This window comes from Cryptosporangium sp. NPDC051539 (genome assembly GCF_044454545.1).
In the GTDB taxonomy this organism is placed as follows: Bacteria; Actinomycetota; Actinomycetes; order Mycobacteriales; family Cryptosporangiaceae; genus Cryptosporangium.
In genome coordinates, this window is the sequence record NZ_JBITDV010000008.1 from 347,143 (window position 1) to 369,863 (window position 22,721).

At 71.0% G+C, this 22,721-nt stretch carries 20 protein-coding genes; 8 read left to right on the top strand and 12 right to left on the bottom strand.

Annotated elements, in window-relative coordinates; genetic code table 11:
* Positions 1-35: 35 nt before the first annotated feature.
* From ispG to dxr, 3 genes are read right to left on the bottom strand one after another with little or no spacing between them, the layout of a single operon-like run.
* Positions 36-1,202, bottom strand: a complete 1,167-nt coding sequence (ispG, locus tag ACIBZJ_RS25830; protein WP_395933808.1) for a flavodoxin-dependent (E)-4-hydroxy-3-methylbut-2-enyl-diphosphate synthase — start codon at positions 1,200-1,202, stop codon at positions 36-38.
* A gap of 14 nt (positions 1,203-1,216) precedes the next feature.
* The gene (locus tag ACIBZJ_RS25835; RefSeq protein WP_395933810.1) at positions 1,217-2,464 is read right to left on the bottom strand and encodes a M50 family metallopeptidase; all 1,248 of its coding nucleotides are present in this window, start codon (positions 2,462-2,464) and stop codon (positions 1,217-1,219) included.
* Between the two features lie 6 nt (positions 2,465-2,470).
* Positions 2,471-3,709 carry a 1-deoxy-D-xylulose-5-phosphate reductoisomerase gene (gene dxr, locus ACIBZJ_RS25840; protein WP_395934114.1) on the bottom strand — a complete coding sequence of 413 codons (1,239 nt, stop codon included), beginning with the start codon at positions 3,707-3,709 and terminating at the stop codon, positions 2,471-2,473.
* 296 nt (positions 3,710-4,005) lie between these two features.
* Here dxr and ACIBZJ_RS25845 point away from each other — a divergent pair, with 296 nt between their 5' ends.
* Positions 4,006-4,815, top strand: coding sequence for a TetR/AcrR family transcriptional regulator (locus ACIBZJ_RS25845; RefSeq protein WP_395933812.1), 810 nt, complete (start codon positions 4,006-4,008; stop codon positions 4,813-4,815).
* Entirely contained in the window at positions 4,815-6,107 is a 1,293-nt protein-coding gene (locus ACIBZJ_RS25850) for an EAL domain-containing protein (RefSeq protein WP_395933814.1), read from the top strand. The genes ACIBZJ_RS25845 and ACIBZJ_RS25850 overlap by 1 nt, the downstream gene beginning before the upstream one ends.
* Here ACIBZJ_RS25850 and ACIBZJ_RS25855 read toward each other — a convergent pair.
* From ACIBZJ_RS25855 to ACIBZJ_RS25865, 3 genes are read right to left on the bottom strand one after another with little or no spacing between them, the layout of a single operon-like run.
* On the bottom strand, positions 6,067-7,278 hold the full coding sequence (locus ACIBZJ_RS25855) for a saccharopine dehydrogenase family protein (RefSeq protein ID WP_395933816.1): 1,212 nt from the start codon (positions 7,276-7,278) through the stop codon (positions 6,067-6,069). The genes ACIBZJ_RS25850 and ACIBZJ_RS25855 overlap by 41 nt on opposite strands.
* Positions 7,279-7,335: 57 nt before the next feature.
* Positions 7,336-7,683, bottom strand: a complete 348-nt coding sequence (locus tag ACIBZJ_RS25860; protein WP_395933818.1) for a hypothetical protein — start codon at positions 7,681-7,683, stop codon at positions 7,336-7,338.
* Positions 7,680-9,224: a Rieske 2Fe-2S domain-containing protein gene (locus ACIBZJ_RS25865; RefSeq protein ID WP_395933820.1), complete on the bottom strand. Its 1,545-nt coding sequence runs from the start codon at positions 9,222-9,224 to the stop codon at positions 7,680-7,682. Before ACIBZJ_RS25865 ends, ACIBZJ_RS25860 begins: the two co-directional genes overlap by 4 nt.
* Positions 9,225-9,384: 160 nt before the next feature.
* On the opposite strand from ACIBZJ_RS25865, the gene ACIBZJ_RS25870 reads away from it, so the two are divergent.
* The 4 genes from ACIBZJ_RS25870 to ACIBZJ_RS25885 are packed head-to-tail and all read left to right on the top strand — an operon-like array spanning position 9,385 to position 13,309.
* Positions 9,385-10,344: a cation diffusion facilitator family transporter gene (locus ACIBZJ_RS25870; RefSeq protein WP_395933822.1), complete on the top strand. Its 960-nt coding sequence runs from the start codon at positions 9,385-9,387 to the stop codon at positions 10,342-10,344.
* 12 nt (positions 10,345-10,356) lie between these two features.
* Positions 10,357-10,953, top strand: a complete 597-nt coding sequence (locus tag ACIBZJ_RS25875) for a class I SAM-dependent methyltransferase (protein ID WP_395933823.1) — start codon at positions 10,357-10,359, stop codon at positions 10,951-10,953.
* Positions 10,950-11,627: a TrmH family RNA methyltransferase gene (locus tag ACIBZJ_RS25880; protein WP_395933824.1), complete on the top strand. Its 678-nt coding sequence runs from the start codon at positions 10,950-10,952 to the stop codon at positions 11,625-11,627. Before ACIBZJ_RS25875 ends, ACIBZJ_RS25880 begins: the two co-directional genes overlap by 4 nt.
* Complete coding sequence (locus ACIBZJ_RS25885) at positions 11,624-13,309, top strand: glycoside hydrolase family 9 protein (protein ID WP_395933825.1); 1,686 nt, start codon at positions 11,624-11,626, stop codon at positions 13,307-13,309. The genes ACIBZJ_RS25880 and ACIBZJ_RS25885 overlap by 4 nt, the downstream gene beginning before the upstream one ends.
* On the opposite strand, the gene ACIBZJ_RS25890 is transcribed toward ACIBZJ_RS25885, so the two are convergent.
* Both ACIBZJ_RS25890 and lon read right to left on the bottom strand, forming a co-directional pair.
* On the bottom strand, positions 13,242-15,533 hold the full coding sequence (locus ACIBZJ_RS25890) for a putative bifunctional diguanylate cyclase/phosphodiesterase (RefSeq protein ID WP_395933826.1): 2,292 nt from the start codon (positions 15,531-15,533) through the stop codon (positions 13,242-13,244). The genes ACIBZJ_RS25885 and ACIBZJ_RS25890 overlap by 68 nt on opposite strands.
* A gap of 107 nt (positions 15,534-15,640) precedes the next feature.
* Positions 15,641-18,064 (bottom strand): endopeptidase La, encoded by a 2,424-nt coding sequence (lon, locus tag ACIBZJ_RS25895; protein WP_395933828.1) that lies wholly within the window; start codon positions 18,062-18,064, stop codon positions 15,641-15,643.
* 248 nt (positions 18,065-18,312) lie between these two features.
* Here lon and ACIBZJ_RS25900 point away from each other — a divergent pair, with 248 nt between their 5' ends.
* Complete coding sequence (locus tag ACIBZJ_RS25900) at positions 18,313-18,528, top strand: hypothetical protein (protein WP_395933830.1); 216 nt, start codon at positions 18,313-18,315, stop codon at positions 18,526-18,528.
* On the opposite strand, the gene ACIBZJ_RS25905 is transcribed toward ACIBZJ_RS25900, so the two are convergent.
* Both ACIBZJ_RS25905 and ACIBZJ_RS25910 read right to left on the bottom strand, forming a co-directional pair.
* The gene (locus tag ACIBZJ_RS25905) at positions 18,525-18,995 is read right to left on the bottom strand and encodes a DUF6328 family protein (RefSeq protein WP_395933832.1); all 471 of its coding nucleotides are present in this window, start codon (positions 18,993-18,995) and stop codon (positions 18,525-18,527) included. The genes ACIBZJ_RS25900 and ACIBZJ_RS25905 overlap by 4 nt on opposite strands.
* Before the next feature lie 31 nt (positions 18,996-19,026).
* Positions 19,027-19,779 (bottom strand): GntR family transcriptional regulator, encoded by a 753-nt coding sequence (locus ACIBZJ_RS25910; RefSeq protein ID WP_395933834.1) that lies wholly within the window; start codon positions 19,777-19,779, stop codon positions 19,027-19,029.
* A 127-nt stretch (positions 19,780-19,906) separates the two neighbouring features.
* Between ACIBZJ_RS25910 and ACIBZJ_RS25915 the strand changes: the two genes are divergently transcribed.
* Positions 19,907-20,119: a hypothetical protein gene (locus ACIBZJ_RS25915; protein ID WP_395933836.1), complete on the top strand. Its 213-nt coding sequence runs from the start codon at positions 19,907-19,909 to the stop codon at positions 20,117-20,119.
* 869 nt (positions 20,120-20,988) lie between these two features.
* On the opposite strand, the gene ACIBZJ_RS25920 is transcribed toward ACIBZJ_RS25915, so the two are convergent.
* Both ACIBZJ_RS25920 and ACIBZJ_RS25925 read right to left on the bottom strand, forming a co-directional pair.
* On the bottom strand, positions 20,989-21,870 hold the full coding sequence (locus tag ACIBZJ_RS25920; RefSeq protein ID WP_395933838.1) for an ABC transporter permease: 882 nt from the start codon (positions 21,868-21,870) through the stop codon (positions 20,989-20,991).
* On the bottom strand, positions 21,870-22,715 hold the full coding sequence (locus ACIBZJ_RS25925; protein WP_395933840.1) for an ABC transporter permease: 846 nt from the start codon (positions 22,713-22,715) through the stop codon (positions 21,870-21,872). Before ACIBZJ_RS25925 ends, ACIBZJ_RS25920 begins: the two co-directional genes overlap by 1 nt.
* Positions 22,716-22,721: the final 6 nt, after the last annotated feature.

The following is a 22,721-nucleotide window of genomic DNA, read 5'->3' on the forward strand; positions in this document are numbered from 1 at the left end:
CTCAGCCTGCCACGGACCACCCGACAGGCCAAAGCTCAGTGCACCTCGACCGTGGGCGTGAGGCCGCGTAGCTCCTCCGGGAGCTCCGCTCCCATCTCCTCCGCGAGGCGGAGGGCCTCCTCGATCAGCGTCTCGACGATCTGCGACTCCGGCACGGTCTTGATGACCTGGCCCTTGACGAAGATCTGGCCCTTGCCGTTGCCCGACGCGACGCCGAGGTCGGCCTCCCGCGCCTCACCGGGCCCGTTGACGACGCACCCCATCACGGCGACGCGCAGCGGCACCGGCAGGCCCTCGAGACCGGCCGTGACCTGCTCGGCCAGCGTGTAGACGTCGACCTGGGCGCGGCCGCACGAGGGGCAGGAGACGATTTCCAGGCCCCGCTCGCGCAGGCCGAGGGACTCCAGGATCTGGTTGCCGACCTTGACCTCCTCCACCGGAGGAGCCGACAGCGAGACCCGGATCGTGTCGCCGATGCCCTCGGCCAGCAGCGCGCCGAACGCGACCGACGACTTGATCGTGCCCTGGAACGCCGGCCCGGCCTCGGTGACGCCGAGGTGCAGCGGGTAGTCGCAGGCCCGGGCGAGCTGACGGTAGGCGTTGATCATCACGACCGGGTCGTTGTGCTTGACCGAGATCTTGATGTCGCGGAAACCGTGCTCCTCGAACAGCGAGCACTCCCAGAGCGCGCTCTCGACCAGCGCCTCGGGCGTCGGACGGCCGTACTTCTGCAGCAGCCGCTTGTCGAGCGAGCCCGCGTTGACGCCGATCCGGATCGGCACGCGCGCCTCGGACGCCGCGTGCGCGATCTCCTTGACCTTGTCGTCGAACTGTTTGATGTTGCCCGGGTTGACCCGGACCGCCGCGCAGCCGGCGTCGATCGCCGCGAACACGTACTTCGGCTGGAAGTGGATGTCGGCGATCACCGGGATCGGGCTCTTCTTCGCAATGGCCGGCAGCGCGTCGGCGTCGTCCTGGCTGGGCACCGCGACCCGGACGATCTGGCAGCCGGCCGCGGTGAGCTCAGCGATCTGCTGCAGGGTGCGGTTGACGTCGGACGTCGGCGTCGTGGTCATCGACTGCACGCTGACCGGCGCGTCGCCGCCCACCGGAACGGTGCCGACCATGATCTGGCGGGAGACCCGGCGGTCGGTCAGCTTGGGAGCAGGGGGGCGGGGCAGGCCGAGCGAGACGGCGGTCACAGCGGTGTCCTCATTTATCGCGTGAGCGTGATCGGGTTGATGATGTCGGTCGCGACCGTGAGCAGCGTGATGCCACCGAAGATCAGCACCACCGCGTAGGTGACCGGCAACAGCTTCGTGTAGTCGACCCGGCCCGGGTCGGGCTTCCCGCGCTTGAGCGCCCACCACGACCGGATCTTCTCGAACCAGGCGATCGCGATGTGCCCGCCGTCCAGCGGCAGCAGCGGGAACAGGTTGAACACGCCGATGAAGAAGTTCAGGTTGGCCAGCAGCAGGAAGAAGATCGGCCAGACCCCGCGCTCGACGACCTCGCCACCGATGCGGCTGGCCCCGACGACGCTCACCGGCGTCTCCGGGTCGCGCTCCTGCCCGAGCAGGGCGTCCCAGAGCTTCGGGATCTTCTCCGGGAAGTTGCCGATCGCCCGGAACGTGCCGGCGAAGATCTGGCCGGTGTAGTCGAACGTCTGACCGACCGCGTCGATCGGGCCGTAGGTGACGGTCAGCGGCGCGTCCGAGCCCTTCGGCGAGACGCCGAGGAATCCGACGTTCTGCACGTTCGGCGTCTCGGTCGTGCTGATGTCGAGGTTGCGCCGGATGACCGTGATCGTCGTGGACACGGTCTTGCCGTCACGCTCGTAGGTCAGCGGCACCGGGCCGGCCGGCGTCTTGCGCACCGTCGTGACCAGCTCGCCGTAGGTCGGCGTGGTGACGCCGTTGAAGGACGTGATGCGGTCGCCGGCCTTGAGGCCCGCGGCCGACGCCGGTGACCTCGGGTCTCCCTTGGCCACCGAGCACTCGTAGGAGTCGGGCGTCGCCGGGACGCACTCGTTGACCACGCCCAGGACGGCCGGGTGTTCGTTCGCGTCGTAGTCGGCCCGCGCCGGGTTCGGCAGCCCGATGAACATCGCGGTGACGAAGAGGATCAGCACACCGAGGATGAAGTGGGTGATCGAACCGGCCGCGAGGACGATCGTCCGCTTCCACAGCGGGCGCTTCCAGAAGACCTTGTCTTCGTCTTCCGGTGCCACCTCGTCGAGCGGCGTCATGCCGACGATGCTCACGAACGCGCCGGCCGGGATCGCCTTGAAGCCGTACTCGATCTCCTTGCGGCGGAACGAGAACAGCGTCGGGCCGAAGCCGATGAAGAATCGTGTGACCTTCATCCCGAACGCCCGCGCACTCCACATGTGGCCGGCTTCGTGCAGCGCTACCGAGATCAAGATGCCCAGGGCGAACAGAATGATTCCACCCGTATACGCCATCGGCGCTTACCTCGACCCTTCTGCAGCCAGCCCGGCGTCCGACCCGAACGCCCGGGAGTTCACTTCCGCTCGCGCCCAGCGCTCGGCGGAAAGAACGTCCTCGACGCTACCTGGCTCGTCCAGTAGTCCGCCTACTCGCGAATCAGCCTTTTCTGCCGATTCAACTACAGAACGTACAGTGTCAACGATCCCAGTGAACGGGAGGGCTCCGGCCAGGAAAGCCGCGACACATTCTTCGTTGGCGGCGTTGTAGATCGCCGGGAGACAGCCACCGGCCCGACCCACCTCGCGCGCCAGCCGGACCGCCGGGAACGCGTCGTCGTCCAGCGGCTCGAACGTCCAGGTGGCGGCTTTCGTCCAGTCGACCGCCGCGGCCGCCTCCGGCACCCGGTCGGGCCAGGCCAGGCCGAGCGCGATCGGCAGCCGCATGTCGGGCGGACTCACCTGGGCGAGCGTCGATCCGTCGACGAACTCGACCATCGAGTGGACGAGCGACTGCGGGTGGACGACGACCTCCAGCCGCTCGTAGGGCAGGCCGAACAACTCGTGGGCCTCGATCACCTCGAGCGACTTGTTCACCATCGTCGCCGAGTTGATCGTGACGACCGGCCCCATCGACCAGGTCGGGTGCGCCAGCGCGTCCTCGACCGTGACGCCGGCGAGCTCGGCGCGCGTGCGGCCCCGGAACGGCCCGCCGCTCGCAGTGAGGATCAGCTTGCGTACCTCGGACGCCGCACCGCCCCGCAGGCACTGGGCCAGCGCCGAGTGCTCGCTGTCGACCGGCACGATCTGCCCCGGCTTGGCCAGCGCCCGCACCAGCGGCCCCCCGGCGACCAGCGATTCCTTGTTGGCCAGCGCGAGCGTGCACCCGGCCGCCAGCGCGGCGAGCGTGGGCGCCAGACCGATCGACCCGGTGATGCCGTTGAGCACCAGGCCGTTCTCCCCGAGCCGCCAGGACGCCAGCTCGGTCGCGGCGTCGGGACCGGCGAGGATCTTCGGCAGCGCGAACCGGCCCTCGCTCCAACCGCGACGCTGGGCCTCGGCGTAGAACGCGAGCTGGAGGTCTTGGGCCGCGGTCGCTCTGGCCACCGCGACGGCGTCGACCTCGAACTCGAGCGCCTGGGCGGCCAGCAGCTCGACCTGGGCGCCACCGCCGGCCAGACCGACCACCCGGAACCGGTCGCGGTTGCGGCGGATCACGTCGAGCGCCTGGGTGCCGATCGAACCGGTGCTGCCGAGGAGGATGACCTCGCGCGAACTCATGCGGCCATTGTCTCGTACCCCCTGGGCCCACCGCTCCTCAGGCCAGTTGGGACAGACAAGACACCGAACGACAAATCATCCGAACGGCCGGACGGGACCCGGCCGATGACACGGAAGATGAACAGATCGAACTCGGGCGGTTACCGAAAGCCGTCGGCGTCGTTGTGTCGGGTGTCAGGGCGGTTACGCCGAGTCGATGGAGCACCGGGCGGCTCCACGGCATACGGCGAAATCGCCGGAGCGGAAGTTCGCGAGGGGGTCTTGGAGTCGTGACTGTGATGGTGAACCGTCGGGAGCGCGTCCGGGCGGCGACGGTCCAGGAAATCAAGGACGTGGCGCGGAGGCAGCTGGTCGGCGACGGGCCATCAGCGGTCTCGCTGCGGGCCATCGCCCGCGAAATGGGAATGACGGCACCGGCTCTGTACCGGTACTTCCCGAGTTTCGATCACCTGGTGCAATCGCTGGTGACCGATTTGTCGACGGAGCTGTGTGCGGCGGTCGAGCACGCCCGCGATCTGGCGTCGCCGGACGATGCCGGTGCGCGGCTGCTCGCCGTGTGCCGGGCGTTCCGGGCCTGGTCAGTGGGGCACCCGGCGGAGTTCGGGCTGATCTTCGGCGCACCGACGCCGGGATACGGGACCCCGGCGTACAACGCCGGGCCCAGCGGCCTGACGCCGACGCAGACCAGCCGGACGGCGGCCAGTGACTCGGCCGGTTCGGACACCGACCAGAGCACGCCGGCCACCGAGCGGCTCGACAACGGCGGCGCCCGGTTCGGACGGCTGTTCCTGTCGGCGTTCGCGGACGTCTGGCGGGAGCGCCGCTTCCCGACGCCGGAGTCCGACTCGCTGCCTCCGCGGCTGACCGACCAGCTGGCGGCTTACCGGCAGCGGCTCGGCAGCAGCCTTCCGCTGGGTGCGCTGGCAGTGGTGTTCGGGTGCTGGATGCGGTTGTACGGCCTGGTCAGCCTGGAGGTGTTCAACCACATGAGCTTCGCCCTGCCCGACCCCGAGCCGTTCTTCGAGGGCGAGCTGGCGGAGATCGCGGCGCGTCTCGACATCACCGACGTCGAGCCCGCGCTGCACTAGTGCCCGCATTGCACTGCCGCACCCCGGAACCCCGGCGGGCGAGCGGCCGCCGCCCGGGTCCCGCGGACGTCCGGCGGCTGCTCGCCGATCGGGACGACCGTGGGCCGGTGGTCTACGCCCAGCCGATCCTCGACCTGGTGTCCGGGACGCTGTCCGGATACGAAGCGCTGGCGCGGTTCCGCCAGTTCCCGGCCGCGACCCCGGACGACTGGTTCGCCGCCGCTCATCGCGGCGGCGTCGGTGCCCAGCTCGAGGCGTTCGCGGTGGCCGAGGCGCTGCGGCTGGGCGCGGGCCGGCCACCCGGCACGGTGCTGTCGGTCAACGTCAGCCCGAGCGTCCTGGGCACGCCGGAGTTGGAGGCGGTGCTGCCCGCCGACCTCACCGGCCTGCAGTTCGAGGTCACCGAGCACGAACTGGCCGACGACAGTGCGGCGTTGCACGAGGCACTCGACCGGCTGCGGCGGCGGGGCGCCCGGATCGCGGTGGACGACGTGGGCGCCGGGTATGCCGGGTTCCGTCGTCTCGTCGAGGTGACGCCGGACGTCCTCAAGCTCGACCGGGCCCTCGTCACCGGCGTGAGCCGGGAGCCGCGGAAGGCCGCGATGGTGGAGGCCATCGTGCAGTTCGGGGCCCGGACCGGGGCCCGGGTCTGTGCCGAGGGCCTGGAGACCGTCGAAGATCTGGCCGTGGTCACCGACCTGGCCGTCGGTCTCGGGCAGGGCTGGGTGATCGGGCGTCCGACCGCGGACTTCGCGGCCGTCGACCCGGTGGCGCGGCAGGCCTGCCACACCGGGCGCGGTCGCCCGGCACCCGGCCCCGCGGCACCCGGGCCGCTGCTCGACCTCGCCGAGGTGCTCGAGACCCTGGCCGAGGTCCGGACGCTCGCCGACGCCGCCGCGGTACTGGCCGGCACGGCGACGCTGCTCGGCTGCCAGTCGGTCGGTCTCGCCGTGCTCGACCGGCCCCTTCTGGACTTCGGCGGCCGGTGGTCGCTGAGCCGCGCTCCGATCGCCCGCCAGGTGGTCGACGAGCGGGCGGTCGGTCAGGTGCTGGCCGGCACGGTCGCGCCGAACACCGCCGAGAAAGCGTGGCTGGCCGCCACCGGTGCCCGGTCGATGGTGCTGTTCCCGCTGGTGTCGGCCGGGGAAGCCGTCGGGTTGCTGGTGTGCGGACGGCGGCACGAGCACTGCTGGAGCCGCGCGGAACTGCGTCCGGCCCGGACGGTCGCGGCCGCCGCCGGTGCGGTCGTCGCTAGCCTTCGCGCACGCCCCACGGCGAACCGTAGGCCGTGAGCAGGTCGAGGAACGGCACCGCGTCGAACGCCTCGGGGCCGAGCACACCGCTGCCCGACCAGGTCCCGGCCGCGAGCAGTTCCAGCGCCACCACCGGGTTGATCGCGGTCTGCCACACCACGGCCTGGGAGCCGTACTCCGCCATCGTCCAGGCGTTGTCGACGACGTGGTACAGGTAGACCTCGCGCGGGCGGCCGTCGACGCCAGTGCCGGTCACCCAGGTTCCGGCGCAGGTCTTGCCGCTCATCCGGTCGCCGAGCGTCGCCGGGTCGGGCAGGCAGGCCGCGACGACGTCCCGCGGCGAGACGGCCACCCCGCGCACGTTCACCGGCGCCGTCCGGTCGAGCCCCAACTGGTGCAGCGTCTTCAGCACCCCGATGAACTCCGCGCCGAGCCCGTACTTGAACGTGACCCGCTTGGCCTTCACCCAGCGCGGCACCAGCAGTACCTCTTCGTGCTCGACGTTCACGCACTCGACCGGCCCGATGCCGTCGGGGAAGTCGAACACCTCGGGCTCGCTGAACGGCGCTGTCGTGAACCAGCCCCGGCCTTCCTCGTAGACGACCGGCGGGTTGAGGCACTCCTCGATCGTCGTCCAGATCGAGAACGACGGCGCGAAGACCTCCTCGCCGGCCTCGTTCGTCACCACCAGGTTCGCCCCGTCGCGGATGCCGATCTCGTCGATCTCGGAGAACAGGTGGTCGGCGGCGTACCGGGCGAAGACATCCGACAACCCGGGCTCGACGCCCATCCCGACCAGCGCGAGCCGCCCGGCGTCCTGCCAGGCCGAATCGGCCGCGAACTGCTCCGACCCCAGCGCCACGCCCACCTCCGAGTGCGGTGACGTGGGGTGCGGTGACGACAACGACATCGCCATGTCGAGGTAGTCGACCCCGGCGGCCTGCGCCGCGGTGAAGATCGGCATCACGAACCGCGGGTCGACGGCGTTCAGCACGTGCGTGATCCGGTGCTCGGCGATCAGCGCGGCGACCGCGTCCGAATCCGACGCGTCGACGGCGGCCGCGGTGAACCGCGGATCGTCCGGCCGGGCCCGCGACGCCCGGGACACGTCGTAGTCGGCCACCACCATCGTCTCGAAGAACTCCCGGCGGGCCGCGATCGCGGCGACCGCGCTTCCCACTCCACCCGCGCCGACGACGAGAACGCGCATACAGATTCAGCCTCCCAGGCAGCCTGGGGCAACGATAACCGCGTTAACTGGCGCTTGTCACGAGTGATTCCGAAGCACGAGTTCAGAATCCGGTGGCACGGAGCCGACCAGTTCCCGGAACGCCGAGAACTCGGCCCGTTCGGCGGAGGATTCCGCATACGGCGAGATCCGGCTCAGCTCGGTCACGGCCATCCGGATCTCCAGGGCGCCCCAGACCAGTTCGTCCGAGAGAACGCCCAGTGGGTCCAGCGTCCGGGTCCACCCTTCGGGCACCCGCGCCAGCACCGCGAAGAAGTCCGGGCCGAGCGCGAGGCCACGCGGCCCGGGCGGCTCGGCCGGTTTCCGGCGGAACCGCCCCGCGAGGCCGCCCCGCCGCGCCGGCCGCACGGTCACGACAACGGTCACTCCGCCGGCGTGGGCTCTCCGACGAGACGGCTGCGCATCGGGTGACCCACCGAGGTGAGGCAGGAGCCGTCCTTCAGCCGCCACTTCCACCCGTGCATCTGGCAGGTCAGGACGCCGTCTTCGACCTTGCCGAACCGGGTCAGGTCGGCCTTCAGGTGTGCACAGCGCCGCTGCACGGCCCAGCCGTCGATCTCGCAGTCTTCGTCGTCGGTGCTCTGCTCGGCGTACCAGCCCTCGACGTAGGTCAGCCGCTCCTCGCTGAGGCACTTGAAGAACGCGTACACGTACTCGTTGTACGGTCCGACCCGCGCCGCGCTGAACCGGCACGACAGGAACAGGCTGTTCACCCAGTCGATCTCGTGGATCGCCACCAGGTGCTCGATCAGGTTCCGCGGCGCGGTGAAGCGGTACCGCGCGCGCTCACCGTCGTAGAGCCGGACCTCGCGCTCGACGAAGTCGATCACCAGGTCGACGTCGCCGCGCTCGGCGTCGGCCGCGGTGAAGCGCACCGGGCCGTTGATGCCCGCGGCCAGCTTGTCGGCCTGGGCGAGCAGCGGCTCGATCCACTCCTTGAGGGCCGGGAACAGGTCGATCTCCGGGTGCGACCAGGACGCCTTCTCGGCCTCGAGCACGCCCTTCTTGCGCTCCTGGAACGCCCGCAGGTACTGCTCCTTGTTCTCACCGAACACAGAGGACGGCTCGTACGGGTGCTCGACCGGCGCCCCGGGGGCGGCGAAGTCGGCCTTCGACCCCGGCAACAGCAGAACCCCGTTGTCGTAGCCCTTCTCCTGCAGGTGATCGATGAAGACCTGCTGGTCGGGGAAGATGTTGCCGGGGTCGGTGCCGAGGTCGTTGAACTGCCAGAGCTGCTCGTCGAGGAAGCACGGCGGGCCGGCGATCGGGACGATCCAACTCGCCTTGAGATCGTCGATGTAGCGGATCGTGCGGTCGAACTGCCGGGCCCGCTTCTGCTCGCCGAACACCTGCTTGGCGTGGTCGGTCAGCTCGTACACCATCGGGTACCAGATCGCGCCGGAGTACTGGAGCATGTGGATGTCGACGTGCCCGAGTTCGGCGAACGTCGAGAGCTCGGTCGGCCGGGCGTCGTTCTGGTTGAGCAGTTTCAGGTTGCCGTCGTCGAGCCAGAGCGACGAGTCGCCGATCGGGCCGTCGGTCGGCGACTTCAGCGCCTGGATCATCACCTTCAGCCCGTCGAGGTCGTGCACCTCGCCGTTGACGGTCCGGAAGATCTTGGTGAAGCCGAGGTCGTGGAGCGCGTCGTGCAACTCGTCGGTCGGGTACTCCGGCAGCAGCACGGTGGCCGACTTGGAGATCCGCTTGAGGTTCTCCGGGTCGTAGTGGTCACGGTGCAGGTGCGAGACGTACAGGTAGTCGACCTTGCCGATCTCGTCCCAGTCGAGCTCGGAGTTGTCGGGGAACGGGAACCACGAGCCGAAGTAGGCCGGGTTCACCCAGGGATCACAGAGCACACTGCCGTGAGCGGTCTCGATCAAGGCACTCGCGTGGCCCAAGCCCGTCACTCGCACAGCGTTCCGACCCTCCTGCGACGAGTTGTCTCGCCGCTGCCAACTTCGACCGAACTTCGTCGCACTCGATTCCTACCGTAGCGGCCCGGCAGAAATCAGGGCCGGAAGGCCCTACTCACGGTTGCACTCCGCATCCACCGGTAATACCCCGCCCGTGAGCGAGACCATCGAAGCGGCCGACGTCACCACCGAGAACGAGGGCGGCGGCGAAAGCACTCTCACCGTCGTCGTCGCCGGCGCGGCGAACCTGGCGATCGCGATCGCCAAGGCGGTCGGCGGCATCCTGGCCGGTTCGTCGGCGATGCTGTCGGAGGCCGCGCACTCGATGGCCGACACGATCACCGAAGTGCTGCTGCTCACGGCCGTGAAGCGCGGCGGCCGCCCGGCCGACGACCAGCACCAGTTCGGCTACGGCCAGGCCCACTACTTCTGGGCGTTCGTCGCCGCGCTCGCCACGTTCACGGCCGGCTCGGTGTTCGCGATCTTCCAGGGCGTCCACACGATCCTCGAGGGCGAGGAGGCCGGCGACTACCTGGTGTCGTACATCGTCCTCGGGGTGGCGTTCGTCATCGAGTCGATCTCGCTGGGACAGGCGATCCGGCAGGTCCGCAGCGGTGCGCGCCGGTCGCGCATGCATCCGGCTCGCTACCTGCGCCGGACCCCGGACACCGCGCTCAAGGCGGTCGCGTTCGAGGATTCCGCGGCCCTGGTGGGACTGGTGGTGGCGGCCCTCGGCCTGGCCGTCACCGAGATCACCGGCAACGGTCTCTTCGACGGCGTCTCCTCGATCCTCATCGGTGTGCTCCTGGCGTTCGTCGCGGTGACCCTCGGCCGCGACAACGCCTCCTACCTCGTCGGACGCTCGGCCGCGCCGGCCGTCCAGGACCTGATCCGGCGGACGCTGAACGAGACGCCGGGCGTGGTCGACGTCATGATGCTCTACACCCAGCACCTGGGGCCGCACGAGTTGCTGGTCGCCGCGAAGGTCGACTTCACCGACGACGGCGCGGACGACATCGAGCGCACCGCGGAGGAGGCCGAGCGTCGTCTGAAGGAGGCGATCCCGGCGCTCCGGGAGGTGTTCCTCGATCCGACTCCGGGGCGCACCCCGTAGTCTTGTCGCACTGTGTCCGACCACTACTTCTCCGCGCAGCCCACGGCCAAGAGCGCCCGGCGGCAGGTGCGGCTGGCCCTCCGTGACGTGCAGGCCGGCCTGACGACCGACACCGGCGTCTTCTCCCCCACCGCCGTCGACGCGGGCACGGTCGTGCTGCTGGAGACCGTTCCGCCTCCGCCGGCCACCGGTGACCTGCTCGACCTCGGCTGCGGCTACGGCCCGATCACGGTGACGCTCGCCCACCGGGCGCCCGGCGCGACGGTCTGGGGCGTCGACGTCAACGAGCGGGCCCGGGATCTCGCCCGGCTCAACACCGCCGGCTTGGCCAACGTCCGCATCGAAGAAACGGGCGGGGTACCCGACGACGTACGCTTCGCCGCCATCTGGTCGAACCCGCCGATCAAGGTGGGGAAGCCGGTCCTGCACGGGATGCTCCGGCAGTGGTTGCCGCGGCTGACCGCGGACGGGGTCGCGTACCTGGTGGTGCAGCGGCATCTGGGGGCCGACTCGCTGCACCGGTGGCTGGAGTCCGAGGGTTTCCCGACCGACCGGCTAGCCTCCCGCAAGGGATATCGAATTCTGGCAGTGAGAACGGACGGTCAGTGACTCACCCGATCCACCAGCTCCGGGGCACCGAGCTCAAGCGTCTGCACCGCACCTGGCGCCGGCGTAGCGGCAACCGGTTGGCGTTGCTGCTGGACGACGTCGGCAACCCGTACAACGTCGGATCGATCACGCGGTCGGCGGCCGCATTCGGGGTCGACCACCTGTACCTGTCCGGGTCGTCGGTATCGCCGCGGGCGCCGAAAGCGGCCAAGACCGCGCTCGGCACCGACCGGTATCTGCGCTGGTCAGAACATGAAACGATCACCGCGGCGATCGCAGCCGCCCGGTCCGACGGGTACCGCGTGGTGGGGATCGAACTCGCCGATCCGGCGTCGCCGCTGGCCGAGGTCGACCTGGCGACCGACGTCTGTCTGGTGCTCGGCCACGAGGAGCGCGGGATCTCGGCCGCCGGCCTGGCCGGCTGCGACGCGATCGGGTACGTCCCGCTGATCGGCCGCGTCGGTTCGCTCAACGTGGCGACCGCGGCCGCGATCGCCTGCTACGAGGTCCGCAGGCAGGACTGGAGCGGCTCGGTCTCCGACGGTCCCGCCGACGACGGTCCCGCCGACGACGATTTCGCGGACGCCGACGAGCCCGGCGCCGACGGTGACCGCGCCGACGGGTACGCGGACGCCGGTGGGGCGCACGTCGACGGCGGGGACACCGCGGGGTGAGCACGCGCGCGGTGCGGGTCAATCAGCTCGGCTACCCGGCCGGGTGGCCCCTCCGCGCCACCGTCGCGACCGACGTCGACCGCCCCCGGGCCTGGCGGCTGGTCGACGCGACCGGCCGGATCGCGACCGCGGGCACCACCACCAGGCACGGGCTCGACCGCGCCGCAGGCGAGCAGGTCCACACGATCACGACCCCGCCGGTCACCGCCGAGGGCACCGGCTGGAAGCTGGTGGTCGACGAGGTGGAGAGCCCCCCGTTCGCGCTCGGCCGGGTGGCCGCGGACGGATACCGCACGCTGGCCACCGACTCGGCCCGCTTCCTGAACCTGCAGCGCAGCGGCACCCCCGTCCCCGGACGCCCGGCCGGGCACGTCGACGTCCCGCCGAACCGCGGCGACGGCTCGGTGGCCTGCAAGCGGCACGACTGTCCCCGCCGCCGCCTCCTGCTCGGCTGCCGCGGCCACGACCTCCGCGGCGGCTGGTACGACGCCGGCGACCACGGTAAATACGCGGTCACGACCGCGGTGACGGTCTGGATGCTGCAGCACACGGTCGAGCGCTCCGGTGAGGCCGCGCTGCTGGACGAGGCCCGCTGGGGTCTGGAATTCCTTCTCGGCTGCCAGCTCCCGCTCACGGACCCGCAGGCGGGCATGGTGTTCCACGCCGTGCACGACGTCCGCTGGACCGGGATTCCGATGCGTCCCGACCAGGACCCCGAGCCGCGGATGGCCCGCGCGCCGAGCACCGCGGCGACCTACGGGCTGGCGGCGGTGGCGGCCCAGGGTGCGCGGGTCTGGGAGGTCCACGACCCGGCGTTCGCGGGCCGGTGCCGCACGGTCGCCGACCTCGCCTGGCGGGCGGCGACCCACCACCCGGTGGTGTACGCGAGCGCGGCGGACTCGTCCGGGCTGGGCGGTGGGCCGTACGACGACAACGATGTCCGCGACGAGCGGTACTGGGCGGCGGCCGAACTGGCGGCGCTGACCGGCGCCGAGGAGTACCGGTACGCGATGCTGCAGGCCGGTCTCGATCCGATCGCCGCGCTTCGGGAAGGCTTCGACTGGCGGTCCACGGTTCCGCTCGGGCTGCTCACGCTCGCGCTCAGCTCCGGCTGGACGGCGGCCTCCTCGGCCACCACCGCCCGGGCCGCGCTGGCCACCGCGGGCGAGACGCTGCTGGCCACGATCGACGCGGAAGGCCACGGAACGCCGTACGCGCCGTCCGACGGCCGGTACTGCTGGGGCTCGAACTCGCGGGTGGTGGCCCACGCACTGACGCTCGGCGCGGCCGCCGATCACACCGGCGATCACCGCTTCTTCGCCGGCGAGCTCGCCTGCCTCGACCACCTGCTCGGCCGGAACGCGTCCGGGGTAAGCCAGGTGACCGGGTACGGGACGCGGGCCGCGTCCCGGCCGCACCACCGGTTCTTCGCGCGTTCGGTGGACCCGTCGTTCCCGGCGGCGCCGCCCGGGATCCTGGTCGGCGGGCCGAACAGCGGCCTGGAGGACCCGGTCGCGGCGGCGGAGCTCGGCACCGCGCCGCCGCAGCTCTGCTGGATCGACGACCCGGGCTCGTGGGCGACCAACGAGGTCACGATCGGCTGGAACGCCGCCCTCAGCGCGGTGAGCGCTCACGTGGCGGAGCGGCTGGCTCCGTCCCGGTCGTTACCGGTTGCTGCGTAGCGGCCAGGAACGTGTCGAACTGGTCGGCCGGGAGCGGCGGGCTGAAGTAGTCGCCCTGCATGTACCGGCAGCCGAGCGCCCGGAGCCACTCGACGCGTTCCGCGGTCTCGACCCGCCCGGCCACCGCACACAGCTTCAGCGACTCGCAGATCTGCAGGAGGGCCCGGGTCAGGGCGGCGTCCACAACCGCCTCCTCGGCTCCCGGGCGGAACACCGCGTCGGTTCCGCCGAGCGCCGGGTCCAGCTTGAGCGTGTCGACCGGGAGCTGCCGGAGCAGCGCCAGCGACGACTGGCCGGTACCGAAGTCGTCGACCGCGACCCGGATGCCGCGGGCGCGCAGCTCGGCGAGGCGGGCCGCGACCTCCGCCGTGCGGTCGGCCGATCCGCTGACCGTCGACTCGCTCAGTTCCAGGACCAGCGCGTGCGGCGGTAGCCCGCTCTCGGCCAGCGCGTCCGCGATCGTCGCGGGCAGGCCGGGATCGCGCAGGTGCCGGGCGGCGAGGTTCACCGCGACCCGGACGCCGTACCGCTCGTACCACGGACGGACCTCCCGGCACGCGGTGCGCAGCGTCCAGGTGCCGATCGGAATGCCCAGCCCGGCGCTCTCGGCCACGGCCAGGAAGTCGGTCGAGGGCCGGAGCTCCCCGCTCGGCGTGGCCCATCGGAGCAGCGCTTCGGCCGTGTGGACGCGACCGGTCACGACGTCCACCGCGGGCTGGTAGTGCAGGACGAACTCGTCCCGGGCCACGGCCTCGTGCAGTCCGGCCGCCAGCGCCGCCCGCTCGACGTGCGCGGCACCGAGGTCGGCCGAAAACTCCACGACCTGGTTCCGGCCGCTCTGCTTGGCCGCGTACAGCGCCAGGTCGGCGTCCCGGAACAGGACGAACGCCAGCGGCGCGCCGACCTCGCCCGCGACGACCCGGATACCGACGCTGGCCGTGACGCACAGCTCCCGGCCGTCGACCCGGAACGGTTCGGCGATCACCTCGACGATCCGCCGGCCCAGTGCGACCGCGCTCTCCCGGTCGGCCCGACTGAGCAGGACCGCGAACTCGTCGCCGCCCAGACGTGCGCAGACGACGTCGACGCCGTCGGGTCCGGCGTCCGCGGAGAGAACGGCGGAGAGCCGGGCGCCGACGGCACGGAGCAGCGCATCACCGGTGGGATGGCCGAAGCCGTCGTTGACGGCCTTGAAGCCGTCGAGGTCGAGCAGGAGGAGGGCCGGCCGGCTCGGGGGGAGGGCATCCAGCGCGTCGGTGAGCGCGGCACGGTTGGCGAGACCGGTCAGCGCGTCGTGCAGCGCCCGGTGCTGCGACTCGCGCGCCTGCCGGTGCACCCGGAGCAACAGCGCCATCGAGAGCACCGCGATCCCGGCGGCCGGGAGCACGACGTTGCGGACCGGGTCGAGCTCGGTCGCGTTCAGTGCCGCCACGGTCAGGGCGATCGGCGGCGCGACGACCGCGAGCAGGAACAACGGCATGCGGGTATCCACTCCGAGTCCGGCCGGCTGCCCGGCGGAGTGCAGGGTCCACCAGCGGGACGCGTACGCCGCGGTGGTGCCGGCGGCGAGCGTGATCGTCAGCCCCCACCGCGGGTCGCCGCCCTCGAACAGGGGCTTCCACCAGACCAGGCTGGAGACGAGCAGCAGCGCCACCGCGGTGACCAGCAACCCGGTCTCGGTCCGGCCCTCGGCCGTGAGCAGCAGACGGATGATCACGCCCCAGCCCACGATCGAGATCCCGGTGAGCACGAGCACGGTCAGCCGCCCGGACAGGTCTGCCGGCAGCTCGACGCGGTGCGTGCCGACCAGCGTCGCGATGCTGGTGCCGACGCCGAACACGACCACCGTGACGTCGATCAGCCCGCCGCCGCGGCCGGTCGACGTCAGCGCCTTGACGACCTGCACCAGGCCGACCACGACGGTCAGCAGGCCGATCAGCGGAATCGCGAGCAGGAGCATCGCGTCCGGACGGCCGCCGACCGCGAGCCGGGCCCCGGCCAGCCCGTCGCCCATCAGCACGACCGCGATCCCGATCAGTGCGACCGGCGCTCCCCGGGTGGCGTAGCCGATCTCGGCGACCTGGTCCTGCAGAGTGGTCCAGATCAGCCAGAACGTCGTGGCGAAGAACAGCGCGACCGCGAGGTGCGGCGGCGCGATCGGCATCACGCACAGCGGCAGGACGCCCGCGAGCGGACGCCCCATTCCCCGCAGCGCTTTCGGCACGCTCTCTCTATACCGCGCCCAGATCCTGACACAGCCGGACACGCTGGCTTAACCTGGACACAGTGAAGGGCGCCGGGGAATGTTCCCCCGGCGCCCTTCGGGCTGAATCAGGCGGCGTGGGCCTCCTGCGCCGCCGCGGCCGGCTCGAGTGCGAGCCGGACCACGTCGGCCACGTCCTCCATCAGGTGGATCGTGAGCGCCTCGCGGACGCTGGCCGGGACGTCGTCCAGGTCAGCGGCGTTGCGCGCGGGCAGCAGCACCTCGGTGAGGCCGGCCCGGTGAGCGGCGAGCAGCTTCTGCTTGACGCCACCGATCGGCAGCACCCGGCCGGTCAGCGAGACCTCACCGGTCATGCCGACCTCGGCCCGCACCAGCCGCCCGGTGAGCAGCGACGCGAGCGCGGTGACCATCGTGACGCCCGCGGACGGGCCGTCCTTCGGCACCGCACCGGCCGGCACGTGGACGTGCAGCCGGCGGCCCCGCAGTTCCTCGGGGTCGGCGCCGAAGCGGTCACCCTGGCTCCGCAGGTAGGAGAGCGCGATGTGCGCGGACTCCTTCATGACGTCACCGAGCTGGCCGGTGAGGACGAGCTCGGGCTCGCCGCTCTTCTCGCCACCCGGGGCGGCGTTCGCCTCGATGAAGAGGACGTCGCCACCGGCGCCGGTGACGGCCAGACCGGTCGCCACGCCGGGGACCGCGGTGCGCTGGGCGGACTCGGGCTGGAACCGGGGTCGTCCCAGGTAGTCCTTGAGCGTTTCCTCGGTGATCTCGACCGGGGTGGCCGGCGGGTTGTCGCCGGCCAGCTTCGTCGCGACCTTGCGGAGCACCTTCGCGAGCGCGCGCTCCAGCTGGCGGACGCCGGCCTCGTGGGTGTACTCGCCGGCGATCCGGCTCAGCGCGCCCTCGTCGATCGTGACGTCCTTCTCGTCGAGCCCGGCGCGCTCGATCTGGCGCTTCCAGAGGTGGTCCCTCGCGATCGCGACCTTTTCGACCTCGGTGTAGCCGTCCAGCCGGACGACCTCCATCCGGTCGATCAGCGCCTCCGGGATCGCCTCGGCGACGTTCGCGGTGGCCAGGAACAGCACGTCGGACAGGTCGAGCTCGACCTCGAGGTAGTGGTCGCGGAACGTGTGGTTCTGCGCCGGGTCGAGCACCTCGAGCAGGGCCGCCGCGGGGTCGCCGCGGTAGTCGGCGCCGATCTTGTCGACCTCGTCGAGCAGGACGACCGGGTTCATCGCCCCGGCCTCCTTGATCGCCCGGACGATGCGGCCCGCCTGCGCGCCGACGTAGGTACGCCGGTGACCACGGATCTCCGCCTCGTCGCGGACGCCGCCGAGCGCCACCCGGACGAACTTCCGGCCGAGCGCCCTCGCGACCGACTCCCCCAGCGACGTCTTGCCGACACCGGGAGGACCGACGAGCGCGAGCACCGCGCCGCTGCCGCGTCCGCCGACGATCTCCAGACCGCGGGCGGCCCGGCGGTTACGGACCGCCAGGTATTCGACGATCCGGTCCTTGACGTCGTCGAGGCCGGCGTGGTCTTCATCGAGAACCGTGCGGGCGCTCGTGACGTCCGTGGCGTCGTCCGTACGGACGTTCCACGGGAGCTCGAGAACCGTGTCGAGCCAGGTGCGGATCCAGGAGGCCTCCGGCGACTGGTCGCCGGTGCGCTCCAGCTTGTCGACCTCGCGGAGGGCGGCCTTCTTGACCTTCTCGGGCAGGTCGGCGGCCTCGACGCGGGCCCGGGGGTCGGCCTCGGGGTTGTCGTCGTCGCCGGAGATCTCGCCGAGCTCCTTGCGGATCGCGGCCAGCTGCTGACGCAGCAGGAACTCTCGCTGGGTCTTCTCCATGGATTCCCGGACGTCGTTCCGGATGGTGGCCGTGACCTGCAGCTCGGCGAGCTGGTTCTTGCCCCAGTCGAGGACGCTCTGCAGCCGGATGGCCACCTCGGGGGTGTCGAGCAGGCGGAGCTTCTGGTCGATCTCCAGGTAGGGAGCCCAACCGGCGACATCGGCGAGCTCGCCCGGCTCGGTGATCCGGCGGATCATCTCGACGATCTGCCAGCCCGCGCCCTGGGAGTCTTCGTCACGGTGGCCCAGGATCTCCTGGACGACCTCGCGGTACTCGGCCGCCAGCGTGTCGACCTTCTCCTGGTCGGTGGCCGGGATCCGGTCGGGCATGGTGGTCGCCTCGACCCAGAGGGCGGCGCCGGGGCCGTTGACGCCCTGGCCGACGCGAGCCCGGGTCTCGGCGCGCAGCACCGCGGCCGGGCGTCCGTTGGGGAGGCGGCCGACCTGGTCGATCGTCGCCAGGACGCCGACCTCGTGGTACTTGCCGTCGATGCGGGGGACGACGAGGAGCTTGGCGTCCTCGCCGTCCTTGGCCTTCGCCGAGTCCACAGCCGCTCGTGCTTCACCGTCGAGCTCGACCGGGATCACCATTCCGGGAAGCACGACTGCGTCGGCCAGCGGGAGCACCGGCAGGGTGAAGGTGGTGACGGGCCCGCGCGGCCCGCCGGGGGATCGATCCATCGCCGTACCTCTTAGCAGTCGGAAAGTTGAGTGCACCCCGCTCAATGCTTACAGCGTTGCGATCATTCCCCGGCCCGGGCGCGTTCGCTCACGGCGGATCCGGGTATCCGCATTTCGGTCGAGTTGGCCCCAAACGGTGGACCGGCAGCCGGGATGCGAACAGCGTGGTACGGGAACTGTGACATCGTCCGCGCGATCCGTGATGGGGCAACGAGGCTCGAGACGAGCGCGGACCGAGAGGAGGGCCAGTGCAGTACCACCGGCCACTGCTGCAGGAGGACGTCGAGACGGCCCACCGGCTGCTCACGATGCATCAGCCCTCGGCGCCGGACGCCCACGAGCGGTCCTACTGCGCGAGCGCCACGCACTACACGCCGGCCTTGTGGCCCTGCGCCCGGCACCGCTGGGCGGTGTCCGTGCTGGCCGCGGACGAGCGCGGCGAAATCGCGGAGGGCGAGGACTAGCCGCGCTTCTCCCGGAGCCGGAACCACGGGATCAGGAACCAGAGCACGACTAAAAAGACCAGCGCGACCGTGCCGCCGGCGATCGCCGCCTCCTGGCTGAACAGCACGTCGAGGATCACGGTCAGCGCAGCGCCGAGCGCGATCGTCAGCCAGCCCAGCCCGACCAGCGCGAAGACGTTCGCGGTGCGGACGACCTCTTCCTTCATCGCCCGCCGGAAGACCAGCCGGTGGTAGCCGACCGGGGCGATCAGGAAGCCGCTGGAGAGCAGGGCGCAGAACAACGCGATGACGTAGACCCAGCGCCCGAACGCGTCGACCTCCGCGAAGCGCTGCTGGAAGGCCAGCGTCAGCAGGAAGGCGAACAGGATCTGGACGCCGGTCTGGGCGACGCGGAGCTCCTGGAGGAGCTCGCCCAGGTTGCGGTCGAGCCGCTGAGCTTCGGTCTCGTCACGTCTGGGGTCGGCCATTGTGCTCCTCGCCGGGTCGCGCCCGACGAGGTCAGGTCAGGTCGATGAGGTACTCGAGCTCGCCGCGGTCGCCAGGAACCACGATATCGACCGCGGCCTCGACCGGACGCTCGCCGGCGAACATCGTGCGGGTGACCGTGAGCATCGGGGTGCCGACCGCGACCGCGAGCGAGCGCGTCTCCTCCGGCTGCGGCATCCGCGCCCGGACGCGCTCCCGGACCGACGTGACCGTCACGCCGATGCCGGCCAGCGCCGCGACCGTGCCGCCGGCCCACGGCTCGTTGGACGCATCGACCACCGGCGTGCCCGCGACCAGGTCGAGCGGCACGTAGGAGCAGCTGAGCTGCTGGGGCAGGCTGCCGTCGAAGAAGATGATCCGCCGCTCCAGGACGAGGGTGCCCGGCTCGACTCCGAGCAACTCGGCGACCTGCTCCGTGGCCGGAACCTCCTGATGGGTCGCCTCGGCGCGGTAGGCGCTCGCCTCCTGCGCACTGCCATCGGCCGCCGCGGTGGCGGCGGTGCGGTAGCGGCCCGACGAGATCCGGCGGATCGGCAACGCGTCCCGGACGAAGGTGCCGCGACCGTGGTAGGTCACGACGAGCCCCTCTTCCCGGAGCATGGTCATGGCGAGCCGGACGGTGTTGCGAGCGACGCCGTAGCGCTGCATCAGCGTCGTCTCGGACGGGATCGCCGAGCCCGGGCCGTACTCACCGCCGGCGATCTCTGCACGCAATTGGTCGGCGAGCTGACGGTAAACAGCCCGGTCACCGTGCGGATCGATCATACGGCGGACGCTACCCACGGTCATTCTCACGATTACTCGTTGACACGTTGGAATCAGGGGTACCATACTGTGGGTCACGGGAAATGAGATCGAAGGAGTGGTTCGAATGATGCACGGAGGCTCCGACATGCCTGCACGACCGACCGACGAGCAGATCGAGACCGCCCGCCTGTTCGTGCAGCAGCACCGGCCCGACTACAAGCGGCAATGCCCGACGCTCACGTGCGCGGTGGGGGCGTACGCGGTGCCGTGGCCGTGCAAGCGGTGGATCTGGGCTGAGGACGTCCTGCGGCAGGCGGGCATTCCGATCGACGACATGCCGGTGGCGGTGAGCGCGTAAGGAGCCGCGCCGGGCGCGGCCGCCGTCCCGTAGTCCTGTGGTACCCCAGCCCCAGCCCCTGCCAGGGGCTTTCGTTGTTGGGGGACCCGAGCCCATAGCGTGAAGCCGCCCCTGCGAAGGGGCTTTTGTCGTTTCTGGGGTTGGGTGGTGCTCCGCCGCGGGGCGGGTCGCCGTCCTCGGCGAGTGCCAGTCGGCGTTGAGCGCTTATCTGCCCGCCACCTAGCACCGCGCACCCCGCGCCGCCCGCGCCGCCCACCCCGTGCCGCCCGCCCCTCCACCACTCGCCCCGCCGTGAACCCACCTCGCACGGGCAGCCCGCCCCGCAGGCAGCCCGCCCGGCAGGAGTCCGCTTGGTGGGCAGTCCGCCCGGCCGATCGTCGTGTCGGCATCTGGCCGCTTCGGGCGGGGAGCTGCCCTCCCGGATCAACCCGCTCCCTGGCGACGACCGCCCATTCGGGACCTTCCCCACGGGCGGGACGCGCGGCCGCCACGCTTGGCCAGCCGCAAACACGCTCCCCCGCCAACACGCGCGCCCGCCAACGGACGCACCCCACGGCTCGCTCACCCCGCGCGCCCCACACGCCCCGCTCACCTCGCCGCGCGGCCCCGAGCGGGGGCGCCGCGGCGGCGGGCCCCACTTGCAGCCCCCGTCCCGCCCTCAAGCCCCCGAACCCACCCAAATCGAACCCACCTGCCCCACAGCCACCCAGCCGATCGCTGCGAGCACCGGGGGCGCCGGCGGTGGATGGAGGATCACTGGTGCCATCGCCTCAGGGATCCTCCATCCACGGGAGCGCGAACACCCCACCCACGCAGAAGCCGGCGCCCACCACCCCCCAACAGGGGCAGCGGGCGCCGGCGAAGTGCTACTACTTCGCGGCCTTCCGGAAGCGGAACCGCGTGCGGTACTGCGCTGCCAGCACCAGGAACAGCGCCAGGAAGAACATGATCGAGCCGATCACGTTGATCTGCGGCGGCACCCCGCGCTGGTTGGCTCCGAAGACGAACATCGGGAACGTCACCTGGTTCCCCGAGTTGAAGTTCGTGACGATGAAGTCGTCGAAACTCAGCGAGAACGACAGCAGCGCCGCCGCCACGATGCCCGGCAACACCAGCGGCAGCGTGACGCGCCGGAAGGTCTGGTACGGCGTCGCGTACAGGTCGGCCGCGGCCTGTTCCAGCCGCGGGTCCATTCCTTGCAACCGGGCCTTGACCGTCACCACGACGAAGCTCATGCAGAACAGCACGTGCGCGATGAACAGCGTGAGGAACCCGCGGTCGATACCGCCCTGCACGAACAACGCCAGCAGCGACGAGCCCATGACCACCTCTGGGGTCGCCATCGGCAGGAAGACCAGCAGGTTCGTCGGGCCCCGGCCGCGGAACCGGTGCCGCACCAGCGCGAACGCCAGCAGGGTGCCGAGGACCGTGGCGCCGAGCGTCGCCAGCAGGCCGAGCCGGATCGACAGCCAGAGGCTGTCGCACATCCCGCCGATCCCGCACACGTTCGTCCAGGCGTCCAGCGAGAACTCGTGCCAGGCGAAGTTGAAGCGTCCGGCCGGCTTGTTGAACGAGAACACGAAGACGATCACGATCGGCAGCAGCAGATACCCGAGCGCAGCGAGCCCGGCGAACGTCACCAGGTGTTCGCGGACCCACGCGAGCGCCGCCGAGCCACCGGAGCGGGGCGGAGCGGCCCGGTGCCCGCCACCGGTCCACTCGCCCGGCCGGGCCTGAGTTGGAGCAGCCATCAGACCAGATCCTCCGTCCCAGCTCGGCGCACGTAGACGAGCACCATCGAGATGATGACGACCATGAGGATCACCGACAGCGCCGCGGCGCCCGGGTAATCCAGCGACACCAGGAACTTGCTCTGGACGACGTTGCCGATCATCGAGGTCTGCGGCGAACCGAGGAACTCGACGTTGACGTAGTCGCCCGCCGCCGGGATGAACGTCAGCAGCGTGCCGCCGACCACGCCGGGCAGCGACAGCGGGAACGTCACCTTCCGGAACGTCGTGAACGCGCTCGCGTAGAGGTCACCGGCGGCTTCCAGTAACCGGCCGTCGAGGCGCTCCAGGCTCGTGTAGAGCGGAAGCGTCATGAACGGCAGGAAGTTGTACGTCAGACCGCAGACCACCGCGATCGGCGTGGCCAGCAGCCGGTCGTCGGTGAACGACAACAGGCCCAGCGTGCGCAGCACGTCGGCGACCACGCCCTGGTCGGCCAGGATGATCTTCCAGGCCAGCGTCCGCACCAGGAAGCTGGTGAAGAACGGCGCGACGACCAGGATCAGCAGCACGTTCCGCCAGCGGCCGGCCTTGAACGCGATCGTGTACGCGAGGGGGTACGCGATCACCAGCGCGGCGAGCGTCGCCAGACCGGCGTAGACCAGCGACCGGAGGAACTGCGGGGCGTAGTCACCGATGACGTCGGCGTAGATGCCGAAGTTCCAGGTCATCGAGTACCCGAGGTCGAGCGAGCCCTCCTGGAGGGACTGGCTGATCAGCGTGACCGTCGGGATGACGAAGAACACCGCCAGCCAGAGCAACCCCGGCAGGACCAGCAGGTACGCGGTCGACTTCCGAGCCGTCATGGCAGC